Consider the following 17,363-nt stretch of genomic DNA (forward strand, 5'->3'; position numbering starts at 1 on the left):
GAGGATTCAGGCAAAGCTGCGCACCGTCTCGATTGCGCCGGCCAGTGCCTTGCCATCCGGGTCTTGCAGCGCTGCTTTGACCAACCGGTCCACCCAATCGGCAGCGTCACTGCGGCCCTTCAACAGGTCAGCGGCATTCATCACGCTGTCAAACTTTGATAGGCCGCGCGCATGGGTGTCCGAATACCCTTTGACCAACCGCCGACATTTCAGCAACTCAACACTCAGCGCATAATCACGCTCAAGCGATGCCAGGCTTCGGCTTAACCACGCCTCCAAATGCGCCAGTTCCACCGCATGACGGCGCGTGCGCAACCGATAGCCCTTGAGGCCGCCCACCACATGCAGAATCATAAACGCTGGCAAGGTATCTGTGCGCAACCGCCTGCCCTTGCCAAACCACCGATCCAATTGGGCCATGCGCTTTGGGTTTGCCTCAACGCGTGCGCCCATTTTTGCGGGCAACATCCCGGCGATTTCCTCGGCACGGGGATGAAAATATTCGGTGAGTTGGATCAGCTGATCCTCCTGCGCGCCCATTTCCTTTTTGATCCGCTCAAACCGCGGCCCGCGTGTTTTCAGATCTGCCACCCGGATGATGTCGTCATAGGCCATCGCATTGGCAATATATTTCGCCGCTGTCGCAGCAAGCGCCCAATCCCGCGCTGCATTGTCACGCGCAAGGATGCTGTCCAAGCGATCCAGATACGCGGCCCCATACGCGCAATCCTGAAAATCAACCACCTTGTGCAGCCCTGCTTTTGCCATGGCCTGCACCGGACCCGGCATTGCGTCTGCCCGCGTCAGCAGTTGTTGCCATTCCTGCATCTGACGCGCAGGCCCTTTGAGGGCAGGCAGGGTTGATTTTGCGACCTGATCGACTGGGGCAACCCCCCGCTCTGCCGCGTCGAACCCAACCGCAAACGCCCTGAGCGACGCGTCAATGCCTTTGCCCCCGGCGCGGATCGCATCCTCAAACGCGGCGCGTGCAAAAGGCAAGGCACCCGACCCGGCCAATGCCCCGAACAAAGACGCGGAAATCACCGACCCCTGATCAACAGCGAGCCTGTCCATATCCGCCAAGATCAGTCTCTGTGAGGCGATTTCGGCTGCTGCGCGTACCTCCTCTGCATCCGCAATTCCGTCACCCGGTGCCGATTTTTCTGACACGGCCAGCGCCCGGTGCGTCGACCCGATCAACGTGGTCCGGTCCGGCGTGACAAACCCGCGCATTACGGCGCGACCGACCTCCATCATCTCGGCCGCGATCAGGATATCCACATCACCCGCCGACGGGGCCAAAGCAAAGACCGGTTGCTGATCGCTTACCGGCGTCATCTCAAGATAATAGATCGTCGCACCGGTGCGTTGCGCAACCCCTGCCACTGATGTCGCCTGAACCGCATACCCCTGCGCACGGGCCAGCGCTTCAATCCATCCGGTCAGCACGCCACCGCCCTGCCCACCAACGGCCATCACCGCCAGCTTGATGATCTGGCCCACCCGTGCATCCGGTGTTTTTTGGGAAAGCGCCAGGGTCACGGCACCATCTCCTCCAGCCGCAAACGTCTGGCATCCCGGCGCGCTTGCAGCCAGCCAATGACCCTGGCGCGCATCCCTGCCCGCCATGTCTCAATTCCGCCGGGATTGTACACCACATCGGCGCGATAAAACGAAGGGCAGAGCACGGCAGCATCCGCCACCTCACCACAATTTCCGCAGCCCACACAGGTCTGATCAATATGCGCCACCGGATCGTCACGCAGCGGATCGTCCAGCCGTTTGAGCGACAAGGACGGACACCCCGACAACCGGATACAAGCGTGATCGCCCGTGCAGACATCGGCATCCACGCCAAAGCGCGGTACATCCACGCGCCGCCCCTCTTTGATCGCCGCCGTTCTGATCGGCTTTTCCCGCCGCTGCTTGTTCAGCATACATTCGGACGAGGCAACAATCACCTTTGGTCCTTTGAAATCCGTCGTCAGCGCCTCACGCAGCACCGCCCGGACCTTGGCCACATCATAGGTGTGATCAATCTGGCGGATCCATTCCACCCCGACACCCTTGAGTGCCGCAGAAATTGGATTACCGGTACTCTTGGTGGCATTTTCTGCACGCGAAGACAGAACATCCTGCCCGCCCGTGGCCGCGGAATAATAATTGTCGACTATCACCGCCACGGAATCGGATTTGTTGAACACCATGTTCCCGATTGAGGAACTCAACCCATTGTGCCAAAATCCCCCATCCCCAAGGATCGAAATCGCCCGCCGTTCGCCGCCGCTATCAAATGCCGCGTTTGACGCAGGGCCAAGGCCATATCCCATCGTCGCACCGCCGATCTCAAAAGGTGGCAGCGACGCAAACAAATGGCAGCCGATATCGCCGGTGATCTGATGTTTGCCCAACTCTTGTTCGGTCAGTTTCATCGCCGCAAAAATCGGCCGCTCAGGACAACCGGTGCAGAACCCAGGCGGACGAATGGGCACCGTTTTGGACAGATCCGGGATATTGGGCGGCGCGTCATTGGGCGCGCGCACGTTGCCCGGCAACATCTCGGGTGCGGCGGCTTTCAGGAAACCCGTCACCCCATCCAACATGACCTGACCTGTGTATTCCCCGGCCATCGGCAACACGTCTTTACCATAAAGCTTTAGCCGCCGACCCGCTTTGTACAGGAACGAGCCGAGGTGTTGTTCAATGTGGTCCGGTTGCCCTTCTTCCACCACCAACAGATGATCCTTACCCTCGCAGAACGCATCAAATTCGTCTCTGACAAGGGGATAAGTCACGTTCAAAACATAGAGCGGCACATCGGTATTGCCGAAAATGTCCGCCAGTCCAAGCCGCTGCAGCGCGCGGATCAGGCCGTTGTACATCCCCCCCTGCACAACAATGCCAAGCTTGGCTTTCTTCGGCCCAAACACCTCGTTCAGCTTTTTTTCAACGATGAATTTCTCTGCGGCAGGCCAGCGGTTCTTGATCTTGTCCTGCTCATGCAGATAGCTCATCGGCGGCAACACCACGCGGTTAAAGTCGCTTTGTGGATTGGCGATCGCCTGTTTGACGGTCAGGGGCGGCGGCACGTTGTCACGGCAGATGAAACTGCCCGTCACATGGCACGACCTGATCCGCACCATCAACATCACCGGCGTATTGCTCGCCTCGCTCAGCTCGAATCCGTCTTTGACCGCTTTGGTGATGCTGGGCAGGTTCGGACGCGGGTCCAGCATCCAGAACTGCGATTTCATGGCAAAGGCATGGCTGCGTTCCTGCATGATGCTGGACCCTTCGCCGTAATCCTCGCCGACAATCACCAGCGCGCCACCATTCACGCCTGACGATGACAGGTTGGCCAACGCATCTGACGCCACATTGACCCCAACCGGGCCTTTGAAAGTGACCGCGCCGCGTATTGGGTAATGCACCGATGCGGCCAACATCGCCGCTGCTGCTGCTTCTGACGCATTCGCCTCAAACCGCACGCCCAATTCGCCCATCAGATCCTGCGCATCCGCCAGAACGTCCATCAGATGCGAAATCGGCGCGCCCTGATACCCACCGACATAGCCGACACCGTTTTCCAACAGCGCTTTGGTGATCGCCAGAATGCCTTCGCCGGTGAACACGTCACCGGCCCCTTTGCGCAGGTGTTCAACCTCGGCTTTGAACGAACGCTCTGCCATCCCTGCCCTTCCTAAAAGTCGTGTTTGCGAATGTTGCGCAGCATCGTTTTCAAGGTGCCAACAAAGGCGCGTTTCTGGGCTTCATCAATGCCTTTGAACATCGCTTCATAGGCCAGCGACATATGCGGCCAAAGCCGTTCATAGGTCTCGCGCCCGCTGTCGGTCAGGAACACGCGGGTGGCCCGGCTGTCAATTTCATCGGTTTCGCGGCGAATCAGACCATCCCGGTCCAGCGCGTCTAACGCGCGGCTTAGCGTCGATTGTTGTACCACAGCATAAACGGCCAATTCACGGATCAAGATACCGTCGATTGTCGACAACACCGCCAATGACCGCATCTGCGGGGTGGTCAGCCCAAGCACCGCCATTTCCGTCTGCAATGCAGCATTATAGCGCCCCATGATCCGGTTCATCAGGTAGGGCGCAAAATTCTCAAGGCCCATTTCGGCCAATCGTATTGCCGCCGCTGTCGGGATCTCTGCGGATTCGTTCATGCGCCTGCCCCTTTGGATTTTTTCGACGCGCCAAGGGCATTGGCCACGTTGAACCCGGACCCGCCGCCAAGCCCCGGACCGGGATGGGTTGAGGCACCAATATGGTACAGCCCCTTGACGGGTATGGTGTTGTTCACCTGCCCGGCGACAGGCCGCCAGACAAAAAACTGGTCCAGGGCACAGGCCCCCCCATAGGGATCGCCGCCCACCAGATTGACGTTCATCGCAGCAAGATCGGCGGGCGAATAGGCCCGGCGTTTCAGCTTGATTTCGTCAAAATTGCGAATGTGGTTTTTCAGGATCGCCTCAATCCGGTCGGCAAAGGCCTCGCGGGTCTTCTCGGTCCATTCCGGCGTGGTTTTGATCTTGCCCGCGGCATCGCCTTTGATCTGCATCGGCGCGTCAGGAATTTGCAGCCAAAGCACCGCTTTACCCTCCGGGCACCGGCTTGGGTCCAACGCATGCGGCTGGCCCACACAGATCGTCGGTACCTCAGGCAACATGCCGCGCTCTGCTTCATTGCAGGATTTAGAGACTGAATCGACCCCATCAGCGAGATGGATCAGTGCGACATCCGCCAGCCCGTCAGCGGACCATTCGATCGGCCCGTCCAGCGCATAATGCAGTTGGAAATTGCCGCGCCCATGGCGAAATTTCTTGGCGGTTTGCGGCGGCGATTGATCACCCAGCAAACCTTCATAGAGCTGCCCCGGTGCCGTGCTGGCGATCACATTCTTGGCATAGATTTGTTCATCATCCGTGGTGATGACGCCATGTACCTTGCCGCCATCGACTATGATCTTGCGCGCCTGAACACCGGTACGAATGACGCCGCCATGCGCCTCGATCAGTGCCCGGAACGCTGCCGCCGCCTGCCCTGCCCCGCCTTTGACAATCGGTGCGCCTGCCGCCTCCAGCGCAAAGGCGATCACGCGGGACATCTGCCCGCCATAGCTGGCCTCGGGTGTCAAACCGACATGCAACACCCACGGTGCCCAAAGCGCCTGAACATCTGCGCTCTGATACCTAGTTTCCAGCCAGGCGCGGGCAGGTTCCAACGCCTCACCAAACCATATCTTGAGGCCGTTTAGCCCCTTTTTCCACGCTTGTTTTGCCAACAGCCAACCCGTGCCTGCCGACCAGAGCGGCTGACCCAAGAGCGCGAATAGGAAATCAGCGTCCTGTTCGACACCGCCCACATCCGCTGCGTGCTGATCCCCGTCCCCTGCCCCACTTTGATTGAATGTGGCGACGTTCGCAGCCCTGTCCATCGATAAAACCAGCGCCGAACCACCGGGGCGCAGCACGGCTGTAGGGTGTTCGGAATGGCAAAACTCCAACCCATGCGCCGCCAGATCACCGCCCAACGCACCATGCGCGGGCCCGGTCAGAAACAGTACAAACGTCGCCGCCATCACATCGTGATGATATCCCGGCAACGTCACCGCATCAGAGGTGTACATGCACCCGCCGATGCGGTCCTCTCGTTCAATCACCAGCACGCTGTCGCCTTTGCGCGACAACAATGCGGCGGCCACCAACGCATTGATGCCCGACCCGATTATCAGATGATCAAACGTCGCCACCGGGCCTTAGCCTTTTGGAACCAGCGCCAGCGCCCTGATCGGGCTGCCTGTCCCGTTTTCAATCTTGAGAGGTGCGGCAATCAGGATCGCACCCTTGGCAGGAAGCTTGTCGAGATTGGCAAGGCTTGCCAGACCAAAGCAGTTGTCGCGGTGCAGCAGGTTGTGCGCAGGATACGGTGGGTCCATGCTCCCCGCCTGTCCCGCATCTGTGCCAATGCACTGGGTTCCCCAGCCTACGATCTTTTTCGACAACAGGTATTCAATGGCGTCGGGCGTTGGCCCCGGCGAATGTGGTCCGGTGTCGTCGGCATTCAAGAACGCGGCTTCGTCATCGACCCGGCTGTCCCAATCTGTGCGCATGACGACCCATTCGCCTTCACCGATTTCGCCGTATTGCTCTTCCCATTCCTTGATGCCCTTGGCGGTCAACAGATAATCCGTATCCTCCTGCGTCTGCTCAGAGCAATCAATGACATTCACGGGCGCGATCAGGCGCTGCACGTCCAGCTTGTCAGTATAGCCGTCGGGATAATCCTTGCCGGTGATCCAATGGTGTGGCGCATCAAAATGGGTGCCGGAATGTTCGCCCAGCACCAGCCAGTTCCACGCAAAAAAAGGCCCGTCATTGTCGTATTCGGAAATCTTGTGAATCTCGACCTTTGGCGTGTTCTTGGCAAAGTCCGGTGGCAACTGCAAAATCGGCGTGTTGGGGCCAAGCACCCCGGAACAATCCACCACTTCGATGCCACCAGAGGCCAGCATCGCCCCCAAATTCCTTACGACGTTCGCAGCGCTCATATCGATATCTCCCTGAAAACTGCGCGATGTGCCTCGCGCTAAAGTTGATGATTCAATGCTAGACAAATTTATATGCGTTTGCAATTATCTTTGTCGGGGGATGCGACACGAATGACAACTGACCCAGACGCAATTATCATCGGTGCAGGGCACAACAGCCTTGCATGCGCCTGTCATTTGGCCAGCCACGGCTGGAAAGTTGCGGTCTATGAACAAGCACCCGAACCCGGGGGTGCGGTCAAAACGGGCGCTTATACCCTGCCCGGCTTTCGGCACGATTGGGCGGCGATGAACCTGTCGCTGTTTGCCGGGTCCGCTTTTCATACGCAACACGGCAAAGAACTGGCAGGCCACGGTCTGGCCTTTGCGCCGACGGGCAATCCATTTGCCAGCGTTTTTCCCGACGGACGTTGGCTGGGCATATCGAACGATGTGGCACTGACAACTGAACGTGTGCGCGCCTTTTCTCAGGCGGATGCCAAGGCATGGACAAAGCTAACAACTGACTTTCCATCCGAGGCGGAAACCATCTTTGGCCTGCTGGGCAGCCCGATGAACAGGCGCGCCCTTTCGTCGCTGGGCTGGAAAACATGGCGCAAGAAGGGCGGCGGCGGTACGCTTGATCTTGCGCGGTTCCTGATGATGTCGCCACGGGCATGGCTTGACCAGACCTTCGAATCCGACCACGTCAAAGCGACCCTCGCAGCATGGGGCATGCACCTTGATTTCGCCCCAGACATCGCGGGCGGTGCGCTGTTCCCGTATCTGGAGGCGATGGCCGGACAGGCCTTTGGCATGGTCCTGGGCCAGGGCGGTGCCGACACCGCAATCAACGCAATGGTAAAGATGTTAGAGGCGCACGGCGGATCCATTGAATGCGGCACGCCCGTTACGGGTATTGAACAGGCCGGAGGCCGCGCCACCGGGATCACACTGGCCGATGGCCGCTTTGTCGGGGCGCAAAAGGCGGTGATTGCCAATGTCACCCCAGCCGCTTTGCTGAAACTGACCGGCGGAACCGGCGACGCCCGGCACGAGGCGGCGATGCAGGGCTTTCAACACGCCCCCGGCACCATGATGATCCATCTTGCGATGGAGGCCTTACCGGATTGGAAGGCGCCCGAGCTGAAACAATTTGCCTATGTCCATATCGCGCCGTCGATGGATCAGATGGCGCGCACCTATGCGCAAGCCAAGGCAGGTCTGTTACCGGATGAACCGATGATCGTCTGCGGCCAGCCGACCGTCGTTGATCCATCGCGTGCACCGGACGGCAAACATGTCCTCTGGTTGCAAGTCCGCATGGCCCCCGGCACCATCAAAGGCGACGCGGCGGGCAAGATAAAGGCGAAAAGCTGGACCAACGCCGCAACGCCCTTTGCAGACCGCGCACTGGACATCCTTGAGCGGTATGTCCCCGGCACGCGTAAGAAAATCCTCGGCCAGCATATTGTTACACCGCCCATGTTAGAGACTGATAATCCCAATCTTGTCGGCGGCGATCAGGTTTGTGGCAGCCATCATTTGCACCAGCATTTCATGAACCGTCCCGCACGCGGGTATGCAGACGGGACAACCCCCATTCGCAATCTTTACCATACCGGGGCCGCCGTATGGCCCGGTGGCGGAACAGGCGCAGGGCCCGGCACCCTGCTTGCAAAAAAACTAGCCGGAAAATGAACAAAAAAGGGAGAAATCACATGTCACTATCCAGAAGAAACCTGCTGAAAACCTCGGTTGCCGCTGCAACGCTGGCCACCTTTGGCCTACCCAGCGTTGCCCAGGAGATTGACGAGCTTGTCATCGCCTATAACGTCAACCTGCCAAGCTGGGACCCGACTGTGGGCCCTTCAGCGGTCAACCCAACGATACAAGGCTTCTATCAGTCGGTTTTTGACCTCTATATTCCGCAGAACCCCGACCTTACCTTTGGTGAGGGTCTTATCACCGGGCACGGCTGGAACGACGATCAAACCCAGATCTGGATGGACGTGCGCGAAGGCGTGACCTGGCACAACGGCGATCCCTTTACCGCCGAGGATGTTGCTTGGTCCCTGACCCGCGCGGCCAATGCGGAAACCGGCAACCCCATCCAATTCATCTGGGGCAAGGTTGAAAACATCACAGCTGACGGCAACCGTGTGACCGCAGACGTCAAGGAATATGAACCGACATTCTTTAAGTGGATGTCCTTTCTGACCGGCTATGTCCTGCCCAAGAAATACTACGAAGAAGTCGGCGCAGAGGGGTTTGAAGCCGCGCCGATTGGCACCGGCCCCTATATGGTCGAAAAATTCGAACGCAACGCCTTTGTCAGGCTCAAAGCAAATGAAAACTACTGGGGCGGTGCACCTGCGTTCAAAACCGTGACGATCAAATTCGTTACCGATGCCGCCAGCCGTGTCGCCGAACTGGAATCAGGCAACAGCCACGTAACATTGGAAGTGCCTTACGAAGAATTTGACCGTCTCAAGGCCAAGGACGGCATTCAAGGGGTGGCTGAACCCATCTCAGATATCGGTATGATTTTCCTCAATGATATTGAGGTGATGACCGACCCCAATGTGCGCAAGGCCGCGGCCCATGCCATCGACAAGCAACTGATCGTTGACCGCTTGCTGTCAGGATACGGCGTCCCGATCGATACTTTGCAGACCCCAGACTATGTGGCTTTCGACGATACCATCAAAGTTGGATATGACCCTGAAAAATCCGTCGAATTGCTGGCCGCTTCCGGTTATGGCCCTGATAACCCAGTCAAATTCACGATCCAGACCACCAAGGGGTTCAAGCCCAAGGATTACGAAATGATACAGGCCATCGTCGGTCTGTGGCGCAAGGTCGGGATTGAGGCAGAGATCGAAGTCTATGAGATCGCCAAACACTATGAGCTGCGCGCGGCCGATACGCTGGCCCCCGCTGCGTTTTACAACTGGGGCAACTCGGTCGGCGATCCGACCACCTCGACCGGGTTTGCGATGTTCGGGCCTTCGCCGCATTCCGTCTGGGATGGTGAGGATACGTTCAACGCGATCCTGCCACTTTGGGGTGAAAAGGATGAGGCCAAGCGCATTGCCGGCTGGAAAGAAGTTGACCGCCATATCGCCGAAGAAGCCGAGGTCATCCCCTTGCTGCAATATGTGCAACCCATCCTGCACGTATCCGGTGTCGCGGTTGTGCCTCACCGCTCTGGTGCGCTGTTGCCGCACCTGATGACCCGCAGCTGACACAGCTTTGTTGAACTGGCGGGGCCGTTGAATTGGCCCTGCCTTTTTGTCTGGACTCCCATGCCCCTTTTGCGCGCGATCTTTATGCGGCTGATCAGCACCGCCATCACGCTTTTTGGCGTGGCGGTGATCGTTTTTGTCGTGATCCGTGTGGTTCCCGGCAACCCCATTGCGATGATGCTGCCCCCCGGGGCCACTGAAGCCGATATCGCAAGGTTAGAGACACAATACGGCTTTGATAAATCCATTTTCGAGCAGTTCATCATCTGGATCGGCGGTGTCATTCAGGGTGATTTCGGCACCTCAATATCACTGCGCCAGCCGGTGTCGACACTTGTCCTGAACCGCCTGCCCGCGACGTTGGAATTAAGCATCGTGGCGCTGACCATCGCGGTGCTGATGGGGGGTGCCATGGCGCTCTTTGGTACACGGTTCCGGGACACCAAAGCCGAAGGGGCGATAGATGTTTCTGCTGGCATGGCCCTGTCGATCCCGGATTTCCTGTGGGGTTTGGTTTTAATCTTACTTTTTGGGGTGCTTTGGCCGATTTTTCACATCTCAGGTCGGATATCACCAAGCTTAAACATTGATTTCACAACGAATTTCTTTTTGTTCGAGGCGTTTGCCCGCCTGCGCTTTGACGTTATCGGCGACCTGATCGGGCATATGTTCATGCCTGCCCTTGCCCTTGCCATTCCATTGGCCGCGATCATCGCGCAGCTCTTGAAACAATCCCTGAAGGAAACCATGCACCTCGATTATGTCACCCTTGCGCGCACCAAAGGGTACGCCGAAGGGCGCGTCATCACCCACGAGGCCCTGCCCAATGCGATCCTGCCCACGCTGACGCTTGTGGGCGTACAGTTCACCTTTCTGATCGGCGGCACTGTGATTATCGAACGGCTGTTTAGCTATGAGGGTCTGGGCAACATGGCAATCGATGCGGTGATCAACCGTGATTTGCCGCTCATTCAGGGCATCGTCATTCTGTTCGCGCTCATCTTTACCCTGGTGAATTTGGCCGTCGACATGCTTTATACCGTGCTGAACCCGAGGTTGCGTCATGCATGATGCGCGTGGCGACGTGCGCCGCCCCGTTGGTCTGCGCCTCTGGCTTTCGGGTGGCTGGCTAACCCTGTTGGTTCTGGCAGCACTCTGCGCGCCGCTGATCGCACCCCAAGACCCCCTTGCCCAGGATTTGTTCATGGGCCGCCTGCCCCCGTTCTGGGAACGCGGCACAGAGCCGGGTTTTTGGCTCGGCACCGATTCGTTGGGGCGCGACGTGCTGTCCCGCATACTCTATGGGGCGCGCTTGGCCCTGATCGTGGCGGTGGTCGCGGGGACACTCACCTGCATCATCGGGGCGACACTGGGCTTGATCGCGGGCTTTTATCGCGGCTGGCCGGATCGGATCATCAGCCGGTTCGTCGATATCTGGATGGCCTTTCCCCCCGTGCTCTTTGCGATCCTGTTGATCGCTGTTCTGGGAACCGGCCTGACCTCAATCATCATCGCCATTGTCATTATTGACTGGACGCGTTTTGCCCGCGTCATCCGCGCCGAGGCCCTGTCGCAATCCGCGATGGATTATGTGGAGTCCGCGCGGGTCGCCGGGCGCACCCGGTTCGGCACAATGATCACCGAGATTCTGCCCAACGTCCTGCCCACCATCATCGCCTTGCTGACCCTTGAAATGGGCATCGCGGTCATTGTCGAAGCAATCCTGTCATTCGTAAACCTGTCGATCTCAACCGACAGCCCGACATGGGGCGGCATGATATCTGAAGGGCGCACATCGGTGCATCAGGCGTGGTGGGTTCTGGTGTTTCCGCTGATCACGCTGTTCCTGACAGTGCTCAGCTTTTCGCAATTGGGAGAAGGGTTGAAAGACCGCTTTGATCCGGTGCTGCGATGAATGCCTATCTGTCCATCCGAAATTTAAGCGTCGCCCTGCGCGGCGGCGGGCCGATTTTGCGGGATGTGTCGCTGAATGTGGCTGCAGGTCAGGTGCATGGGTTGGTGGGTGAATCCGGTGCTGGCAAGTCGATGATCGGCAAGACCATACTGGGCACCCTGCCGCGCGCATTGGAAATTACAAATGGGCAGATATGGCTCGACGGTGTGGATCTGCTGACCTTGCCGCCAACGGTGCGGCGCAAGCGCATCGGTGCCACGGCGGCCTTGATCCCGCAGGACCCACTGACCGCGCTGAACCCGTCGCGCCGCATTGGCCCGCAAATCACCCGCCGGTTGGTGGATATTTTGGGATGGTCAAAAACAGACGCGCAGGTCCGTGCGCTGGAACTTCTGGACGAGGTGCATATCCCCGACCCGGACCGTGTGATGCGCAATTATCCGCATGAGTTGTCCGGCGGGATGCGGCAGCGCATCCTCATCGCCTCTGCCTTTGCAGCAGAACCGAAACTGATCATCGCTGACGAACCCACAACCGCACTTGATGTGACCGTGCAAAAACAGATCCTGCGCCTGATTGCGGAGATGCAGCGCCGCCATGGAACCGCCCTTCTGTTCGTGACCCATGACCTTGGCGTGGTGTCCAAAGTCTGTAACACGCTTTCGGTCCTCTATGCAGGCAAGGTTGTCGAAGACGCGCACATGCATCGGTTTTTCATGTCACCTATCCACCCTTATTCAGCGGCTTTGCTGGCGGCGACGCCCACCTATACCGACCCCACCCGCAGCCTGACACCCGTCCCACAGGACGTCATCGACCGGGTGGAACAAGACGTTGCTGAGCACGACATCAGGCACCGCACATGATGTATCAAATCAACAACCTGCACCTGTCGTTGCCTGACATGACGCGCAAACCCCTTATTGGGGCCGCCCCGCGTATCAATATCCTCAAGGGGCTGTCCTTTGAGGTGCCGAAAGGCGCGGTTCTGGGAATTGTCGGCGGGTCCGGGTCCGGCAAATCGACACTTGGACGGGCGATGCTGCGGCTGCTGGAACCCACCACCGGCCAGATCCTCTTTGACGGCACCGATATTACACATGCGCCCGAAGACGACCTGCGGCACCTGCGGAAACGGTTTCAGATGGTGTTTCAAGACCCGATGTCCTCGCTCAATCCGCGTCGTCGTGTCGGGGGTATCATTGCCGGACCTTTGCGGCTGCATGGTTTTGAGGGACCGCGCGGGCGGGTGGACGACGCCCTTGATCTGGTCGGACTGCCCCGCAGTTTTGCGCAGCGGTATCCGCATGAATTGTCGGGGGGACAGCGGCAGCGGGTGGGCATCGCCCGTGCCATTGCATTGCGCCCTGATTTTATCCTCGCGGATGAAATCGTCTCGGGGCTGGATGTCTCGTCGCAGGCGCAGGTGCTCAAAGTCCTCGAAGATCTGGTCCAAGAGCTTGGCCTGACGCTTGCCTTCATCAGCCACGACCTGTCGGTGATCCGGCGCCTTTGTGACCGGGTCATCGTTCTGCAAAATGGGACCATCGTGGAACAGGCGCAAACCGCTGCGTTGTTCGATGCGCCTCAGGCGGAGTATACCAAAGAACTGTTGGCAGCGATCCCCCTGCCCGACCCCCATCAGCCGTGGGATTGATTGCCCATGGGCAATTCATCGGAAATATCCATTTTTTCAGTGGGTTAAATGCTTTCAAGCTGGGCCCAAAGGGCATAGCCAGCGCTTTACCCAATCAATCAGCCCCACCGCCAATACGCCAATACGGAAACCAGCTTAGCCATTGATATACATAGTTAAATTAAAGAATTGCCCACGGGCAATTCAGGCCTTGCGCTGTTTCAGAAAGCGCTCGAAGGCGGCGCGCAGGGATGCTTCGCTCAAGTCCGCATCAAACTCGGCCAGATAGGTTTTGCCCCGCTTGCGGATCGATATCCCGCGCTCACCTGTTGAGCGGGCAAAAAGCTGCGCACCGCTGACCTTTGGTTTGGCCACCTTGGGGTTCGCCGCCGCCTTGAGCCGTTTGAACACCTCGGTCGCATCCACATAACCGCCCTGCCCCTGTGCCGCGCGGGCCTGGGTTTTGGCCAGATATGCGGCCTCTGCCAGCAAAGCTTCGGCTTGTTTTGGATTGCTCAGCAAGGGTTTTAGATCCCGCGCATGGCGTTCGCGTATGTCGCGCTTGCTGGCAAAAGCGTTGAGCACGGCCTCTGGCATTTTGGCCAGAACCAGATACCGCGACAACCACGGCGGGCTGACCTCCAACCGTTCGGCCATCGCCTTTTGCGCGCCCCCATAATAAAGGCGGATCGCCTCAGCGTAATCGACCGCGCGTTCATAATCCGAGATGTCTTCGCGGTCGCGGTTTTCGATGTCGGCCAGACGAAAAGCTTCCTCATCCGTCAGGTCACGCACCTCAACCAGATATCGAAATTGCGGGTAATTGTTGGCCCGCAACCATGACACCGCAAAATGCCGCCGCGCCCCGCAGATCACCTCGAATTCATGGTCTTCGCCTGCCAGCCGGCGCACAATCGCTGGAAATTCCTGTTGGCCCTGCGCCTTGATGCCGTCAATCAGATCGCGACAGTTTTCCTCGGTCAGCAGCGCGTAGTCCCGGTTGTGGCGTTCCCACATCCGGCACCGGGCCGGGTCCACCAGATGCAAGGTCTTTTCCTGCACTTCACCAGACATCCGTTCGCCGATGGTCGTTGAACGTTTGAGGAACCGTGCACTGCCCCGATCATGGGGTTTGGCAGGGGCATCAAGCCCGCTTAGCACATCGTCAAAAATTGCATCATGTTTCGTGGTCATAACAAACCTTCCTTGCGCAATGCGCTGTGTTGGCTGGGCCAGGTCTTGCGGATCAAAACCTCGATCTCGTTGTTGACGGCATCAAGATAGGCCCGACAGCGTTTGTGGGTTTCAGTGCGGGTGCCCGGCCCGGTGATTTCATAAACGGTTGAGAGATTGGCCGCTGCATTGTCGATTTCAGCAGAATCTTTCAATACGGCCCGCATCATATCCATTGGGAAAACCGCATCCATCATCCGTTTGATCGCCTGGTGCGCCGATTTGGCGTCGTTCATCTTGGTGGCCAAGATTTTAACAAATGAATAATCCCGCGCACCCCCGGCACGCGCCAGCTCCTCAAGTGTTGCACCCATCATCTTGAGGAAATGCGCGGTGGAGCCAAAGTCGATGTTATTGGGCGGGGCGGGGATCACCAGCGCATTTGCCGCGCGCAAAACCGACAGCGACAACATGCCAAGGGCAGGGGGGGGATCAAGCAGAATAACGTCGAAATTGTCCTTGATAGACTCTATGCCACTGCGCAGCTTGTCCAAAACAAAGCTGCTGTCACGGGCCATGCGCGCCGCAAATTCGTATTCGGCGTCATAAAGGCCAAGGTTGGCGGGTATGAGGGCAATGCCGGGCCAATAGGTCGCGCGTAGCGCATAATGCAGGCTGGCGGGTCCACCGTGACGAAAGAATGGGTAGAGCGTATCGTCGTCTTCATCCACGTCCACATCCGGGTTCAGCCCAAACATTGAGGTTGTGCTGGCCTGACTGTCGCAGTCGATCACGCATACCCTGTAGCCTTTAAGCGCCAGATACTGGGCAAGGTGGCAGACCATGGTCGACTTACCAACACCGCCTTTGAAGTTCTGAATGGCGAGAACCATTGCCGGGTCGTCAGCCGTACGGTGGGGCAGGGTGCCAAACACGCCCCGCATCGTATTGACCTGGGCCAGCGAATAGCCTGTGCGCCGACCGGTGCTGGCGTCCTTTTCGGGTTGAGGCAGGCGGCCATCCGCTTCGGCATCACGGATCAATTTATCGCTGCGCCCAACCATTTCAGCCGCACGGCGCACGTTGAAGCGCAGATCGAGGGTTTTCGACACGCCGGGCGCATAGATGCGTTCGCGCAACCGTTCGATCACCGTGGCAGCACGGTCACTGAGATTGCCCAGTTCGGTCAGGGTTACGGGGGGTAAGACAGGCTGCTGCATCGGGTGCCTCTTTTTATATGTTTCGCGAATCATGCAGGAATGCGCGATGACGCTCAAGTATGAAGTTTCCAAAGAATAGCCAAAAAAGTCGGAAATTGGATGTTAGTTGTTGATTAGCCAGAATTGCGGGAATCCAATTATCTAATTGGTGTCGAAACGCCAATAACACCCCAAATGTAAGCGATAGGCGGGATAGGCGGATCTACGCCGGACCTGAGGGTATCTAAATCCAAATCCAATCCAAAAAACACCTCTGTTTGGTTCTTGATTCTTATTGTTCAATGTTCGTAGCTCACAAGCCCCCTATTTTTATACCGTATATGACCCTAACGCTTACGTAATGGGGTTGTTTGACTTACTTCCGGGGGCGGTAGGCCTTACCTTTTGGGGCGCTGATCCTTACAGATGGGGCGAGGGCCATATCCTTACTTTTGGGGTGGCTGCACCAAAGACCGGATTGTGTGCTAAATAAGTGGTGTTTACCAGCAGGTTGCGAATCACGCGGGCGAGGGCAGGGAGTTTTACCCTTACAAATTGGGTGGTAGACGGGGCAGCTTCAATTAGATAACTTACATTCAAAAAAAACAAAAGTAAGTTGTGGGCGTAAGGCAGGGGCAAGATGGGCAAAGCCTACAGGACAGTGGACGCGAAGCCAAACGCACAGACGTTGGTCAAGCCGGGGGAGTTGGTGGATTTGGTTGAGGTCACGCCACTGACGCTTGCGGATCGGCGGATTTACAATCAGCTTTTGGAAAACGCATGGGATGCCATCGAAAAACCCGTGACACATGTCATCTCAAAATCCGATCTGCGCGGGTCACATAATTCAAATGACCGGGTCGGGTCGTCGATTGAACGGCTGATGGCGTCGATTGTCAAAGTACAGGTGATGCGGGACGGGGAACCGGCCATTGAACGGGTTCAGCTTCTGGGTGGCAACGTTGAGACGACGCGCCGGGATGGTTTGCTTGAATATGAAATTCCCCAACGGTTGCGGCGGATCATCAAAGACAGCACTGTTTTTGCACGGCTGCAACGTGAGGTGATGTTCGCGCTGTCGTCCAAATATGCGCTGACGCTTTATGAGATGGTGCAGAAACGCGGCAATCTGCGCTGGCGATCTGCCGAGAAATTCTCGCTTGATGACATGCGCGGGGTGTTGGGTGTGCCAAAGGGCAAGCTGACCTCGTGGTCTAACCTGAAATTGCGCGCGATTGATCCCGCTGTTGAAGAAGTCAGCGCGCTGAGCGATTACATTGTCGAGGTCGAGCCGATCAAGACCGGGCGCCGCGTTACCCATGTTGAGCTGCGCTGGTGGCGAAAGGATGCGGGCGGCGAGGCTGAGGTGGAGCGGGAATTGCAATTCTCAAGAGTCGGACGCAAGGAGCGGGTGACAGCCAAAGCGGATGCGATACGGCCACGCCCCGGTTGGTTGGATGCCAAGGGTGCCGCGTTGCGGTCAGAAACTTATGAGACGGCGAAGCTTCGGTTTCCGGGCTATGACATTTATTTTGTTGAAGGCGAATGGCGAGCCTGGGCCGGTGGCAAGCCGCCCGCCCGTGACCCGGACAAGGCCTACCTCGCGTTCTTTAAGACCTATGTGCAGAATAACCCAATTTAGAGAC

At 57.9% G+C, this 17,363-nt stretch carries 14 protein-coding genes; 7 read left to right on the forward strand and 7 right to left on the reverse strand.

Annotated features, from left to right (window positions below; all coding sequences use genetic code 11):
- Nucleotides 1–6: 6 nt before the first annotated feature.
- The 5 genes from ACEWL3_RS16760 to ACEWL3_RS16780 are packed head-to-tail and all read right to left on the reverse strand — an operon-like array spanning nucleotide 7 to nucleotide 6,567.
- A complete protein-coding gene (locus ACEWL3_RS16760; protein WP_386184712.1) occupies nucleotides 7–1,542 on the reverse strand; it encodes an indolepyruvate oxidoreductase subunit beta family protein in 1,536 nt (511 codons plus the stop codon).
- Nucleotides 1,539–3,689, reverse strand: coding sequence for a thiamine pyrophosphate-dependent enzyme (locus ACEWL3_RS16765; RefSeq protein WP_386184710.1), 2,151 nt, complete (start codon nucleotides 3,687–3,689; stop codon nucleotides 1,539–1,541). The genes ACEWL3_RS16760 and ACEWL3_RS16765 overlap by 4 nt, the downstream gene beginning before the upstream one ends.
- 11 nt (nucleotides 3,690–3,700) lie before the next feature.
- Nucleotides 3,701–4,183, reverse strand: coding sequence for a MarR family winged helix-turn-helix transcriptional regulator (locus ACEWL3_RS16770; RefSeq protein ID WP_386184708.1), 483 nt, complete (start codon nucleotides 4,181–4,183; stop codon nucleotides 3,701–3,703).
- Nucleotides 4,180–5,769, reverse strand: a complete 1,590-nt coding sequence (locus tag ACEWL3_RS16775; protein WP_386184705.1) for a phytoene desaturase family protein — start codon at nucleotides 5,767–5,769, stop codon at nucleotides 4,180–4,182. The genes ACEWL3_RS16770 and ACEWL3_RS16775 overlap by 4 nt, the downstream gene beginning before the upstream one ends.
- A gap of 6 nt (nucleotides 5,770–5,775) precedes the next feature.
- On the reverse strand, nucleotides 5,776–6,567 hold the full coding sequence (locus ACEWL3_RS16780; RefSeq protein WP_386184703.1) for a cyclase family protein: 792 nt from the start codon (nucleotides 6,565–6,567) through the stop codon (nucleotides 5,776–5,778).
- Nucleotides 6,568–6,678: 111 nt separating this feature from the next.
- Here ACEWL3_RS16780 and ACEWL3_RS16785 point away from each other — a divergent pair, with 111 nt between their 5' ends.
- Genes ACEWL3_RS16785 through ACEWL3_RS16810 form a run of 6 tightly spaced genes read left to right on the forward strand, consistent with a single transcriptional unit; the run spans nucleotide 6,679 to nucleotide 13,366 of the window.
- Nucleotides 6,679–8,247 carry a phytoene desaturase family protein gene (locus ACEWL3_RS16785; RefSeq protein ID WP_386184701.1) on the forward strand — a complete coding sequence of 523 codons (1,569 nt, stop codon included), beginning with the start codon at nucleotides 6,679–6,681 and terminating at the stop codon, nucleotides 8,245–8,247.
- Nucleotides 8,248–8,267: 20 nt separating this feature from the next.
- Nucleotides 8,268–9,794, forward strand: a complete 1,527-nt coding sequence (locus tag ACEWL3_RS16790; RefSeq protein WP_386184699.1) for an ABC transporter substrate-binding protein — start codon at nucleotides 8,268–8,270, stop codon at nucleotides 9,792–9,794.
- 60 nt (nucleotides 9,795–9,854) lie between these two features.
- Nucleotides 9,855–10,865, forward strand: coding sequence for an ABC transporter permease (locus tag ACEWL3_RS16795; RefSeq protein WP_386184697.1), 1,011 nt, complete (start codon nucleotides 9,855–9,857; stop codon nucleotides 10,863–10,865).
- Nucleotides 10,858–11,709 (forward strand): ABC transporter permease, encoded by an 852-nt coding sequence (locus tag ACEWL3_RS16800; protein ID WP_114880154.1) that lies wholly within the window; start codon nucleotides 10,858–10,860, stop codon nucleotides 11,707–11,709. The genes ACEWL3_RS16795 and ACEWL3_RS16800 overlap by 8 nt, the downstream gene beginning before the upstream one ends.
- Nucleotides 11,706–12,575: an ABC transporter ATP-binding protein gene (locus tag ACEWL3_RS16805; protein WP_386184694.1), complete on the forward strand. Its 870-nt coding sequence runs from the start codon at nucleotides 11,706–11,708 to the stop codon at nucleotides 12,573–12,575. Before ACEWL3_RS16800 ends, ACEWL3_RS16805 begins: the two co-directional genes overlap by 4 nt.
- Complete coding sequence (locus tag ACEWL3_RS16810) at nucleotides 12,572–13,366, forward strand: ATP-binding cassette domain-containing protein (protein ID WP_386184692.1); 795 nt, start codon at nucleotides 12,572–12,574, stop codon at nucleotides 13,364–13,366. The genes ACEWL3_RS16805 and ACEWL3_RS16810 overlap by 4 nt, the downstream gene beginning before the upstream one ends.
- Nucleotides 13,367–13,549: 183 nt before the next feature.
- Here the strand turns inward: ACEWL3_RS16810 and ACEWL3_RS16815 are convergent, their stop codons facing one another.
- Nucleotides 13,550–14,539, reverse strand: a complete 990-nt coding sequence (locus tag ACEWL3_RS16815; protein ID WP_386184690.1) for a ParB/RepB/Spo0J family partition protein — start codon at nucleotides 14,537–14,539, stop codon at nucleotides 13,550–13,552.
- Nucleotides 14,536–15,738 (reverse strand): AAA family ATPase, encoded by a 1,203-nt coding sequence (locus ACEWL3_RS16820; RefSeq protein WP_386184687.1) that lies wholly within the window; start codon nucleotides 15,736–15,738, stop codon nucleotides 14,536–14,538. The genes ACEWL3_RS16815 and ACEWL3_RS16820 overlap by 4 nt, the downstream gene beginning before the upstream one ends.
- Before the next feature lie 640 nt (nucleotides 15,739–16,378).
- Here ACEWL3_RS16820 and ACEWL3_RS16825 point away from each other — a divergent pair.
- Complete coding sequence (locus ACEWL3_RS16825; RefSeq protein ID WP_435001234.1) at nucleotides 16,379–17,359, forward strand: replication initiation protein; 981 nt, start codon at nucleotides 16,379–16,381, stop codon at nucleotides 17,357–17,359.
- Nucleotides 17,360–17,363: the final 4 nt, after the last annotated feature.

The organism is Sulfitobacter sediminivivens (genome assembly GCF_042611115.2).
Lineage (GTDB): Bacteria > Pseudomonadota > Alphaproteobacteria > Rhodobacterales > Rhodobacteraceae > Sulfitobacter > Sulfitobacter sediminivivens.

Coding starts and splice junctions, on each gene's coding strand:
- ACEWL3_RS16765 (WP_386184710.1), bottom strand. CDS start 3,689: ATGGCAGAGCGTTCGTTCAAAGCCGAGGTTGAACACCTGCGCAAAGGG.
- ACEWL3_RS16770 (WP_386184708.1), bottom strand. CDS start 4,183: ATGAACGAATCCGCAGAGATCCCGACAGCGGCGGCAATACGATTGGCC.
- ACEWL3_RS16780 (WP_386184703.1), bottom strand. CDS start 6,567: ATGAGCGCTGCGAACGTCGTAAGGAATTTGGGGGCGATGCTGGCCTCT.
- ACEWL3_RS16785 (WP_386184701.1), top strand. CDS start 6,679: ATGACAACTGACCCAGACGCAATTATCATCGGTGCAGGGCACAACAGC.
- ACEWL3_RS16790 (WP_386184699.1), top strand. CDS start 8,268: ATGTCACTATCCAGAAGAAACCTGCTGAAAACCTCGGTTGCCGCTGCA.
- ACEWL3_RS16795 (WP_386184697.1), top strand. CDS start 9,855: ATGCCCCTTTTGCGCGCGATCTTTATGCGGCTGATCAGCACCGCCATC.
- ACEWL3_RS16800 (WP_114880154.1), top strand. CDS start 10,858: ATGCATGATGCGCGTGGCGACGTGCGCCGCCCCGTTGGTCTGCGCCTC.
- ACEWL3_RS16805 (WP_386184694.1), top strand. CDS start 11,706: ATGAATGCCTATCTGTCCATCCGAAATTTAAGCGTCGCCCTGCGCGGC.
- ACEWL3_RS16810 (WP_386184692.1), top strand. CDS start 12,572: ATGATGTATCAAATCAACAACCTGCACCTGTCGTTGCCTGACATGACG.
- ACEWL3_RS16815 (WP_386184690.1), bottom strand. CDS start 14,539: ATGACCACGAAACATGATGCAATTTTTGACGATGTGCTAAGCGGGCTT.
- ACEWL3_RS16820 (WP_386184687.1), bottom strand. CDS start 15,738: ATGCAGCAGCCTGTCTTACCCCCCGTAACCCTGACCGAACTGGGCAAT.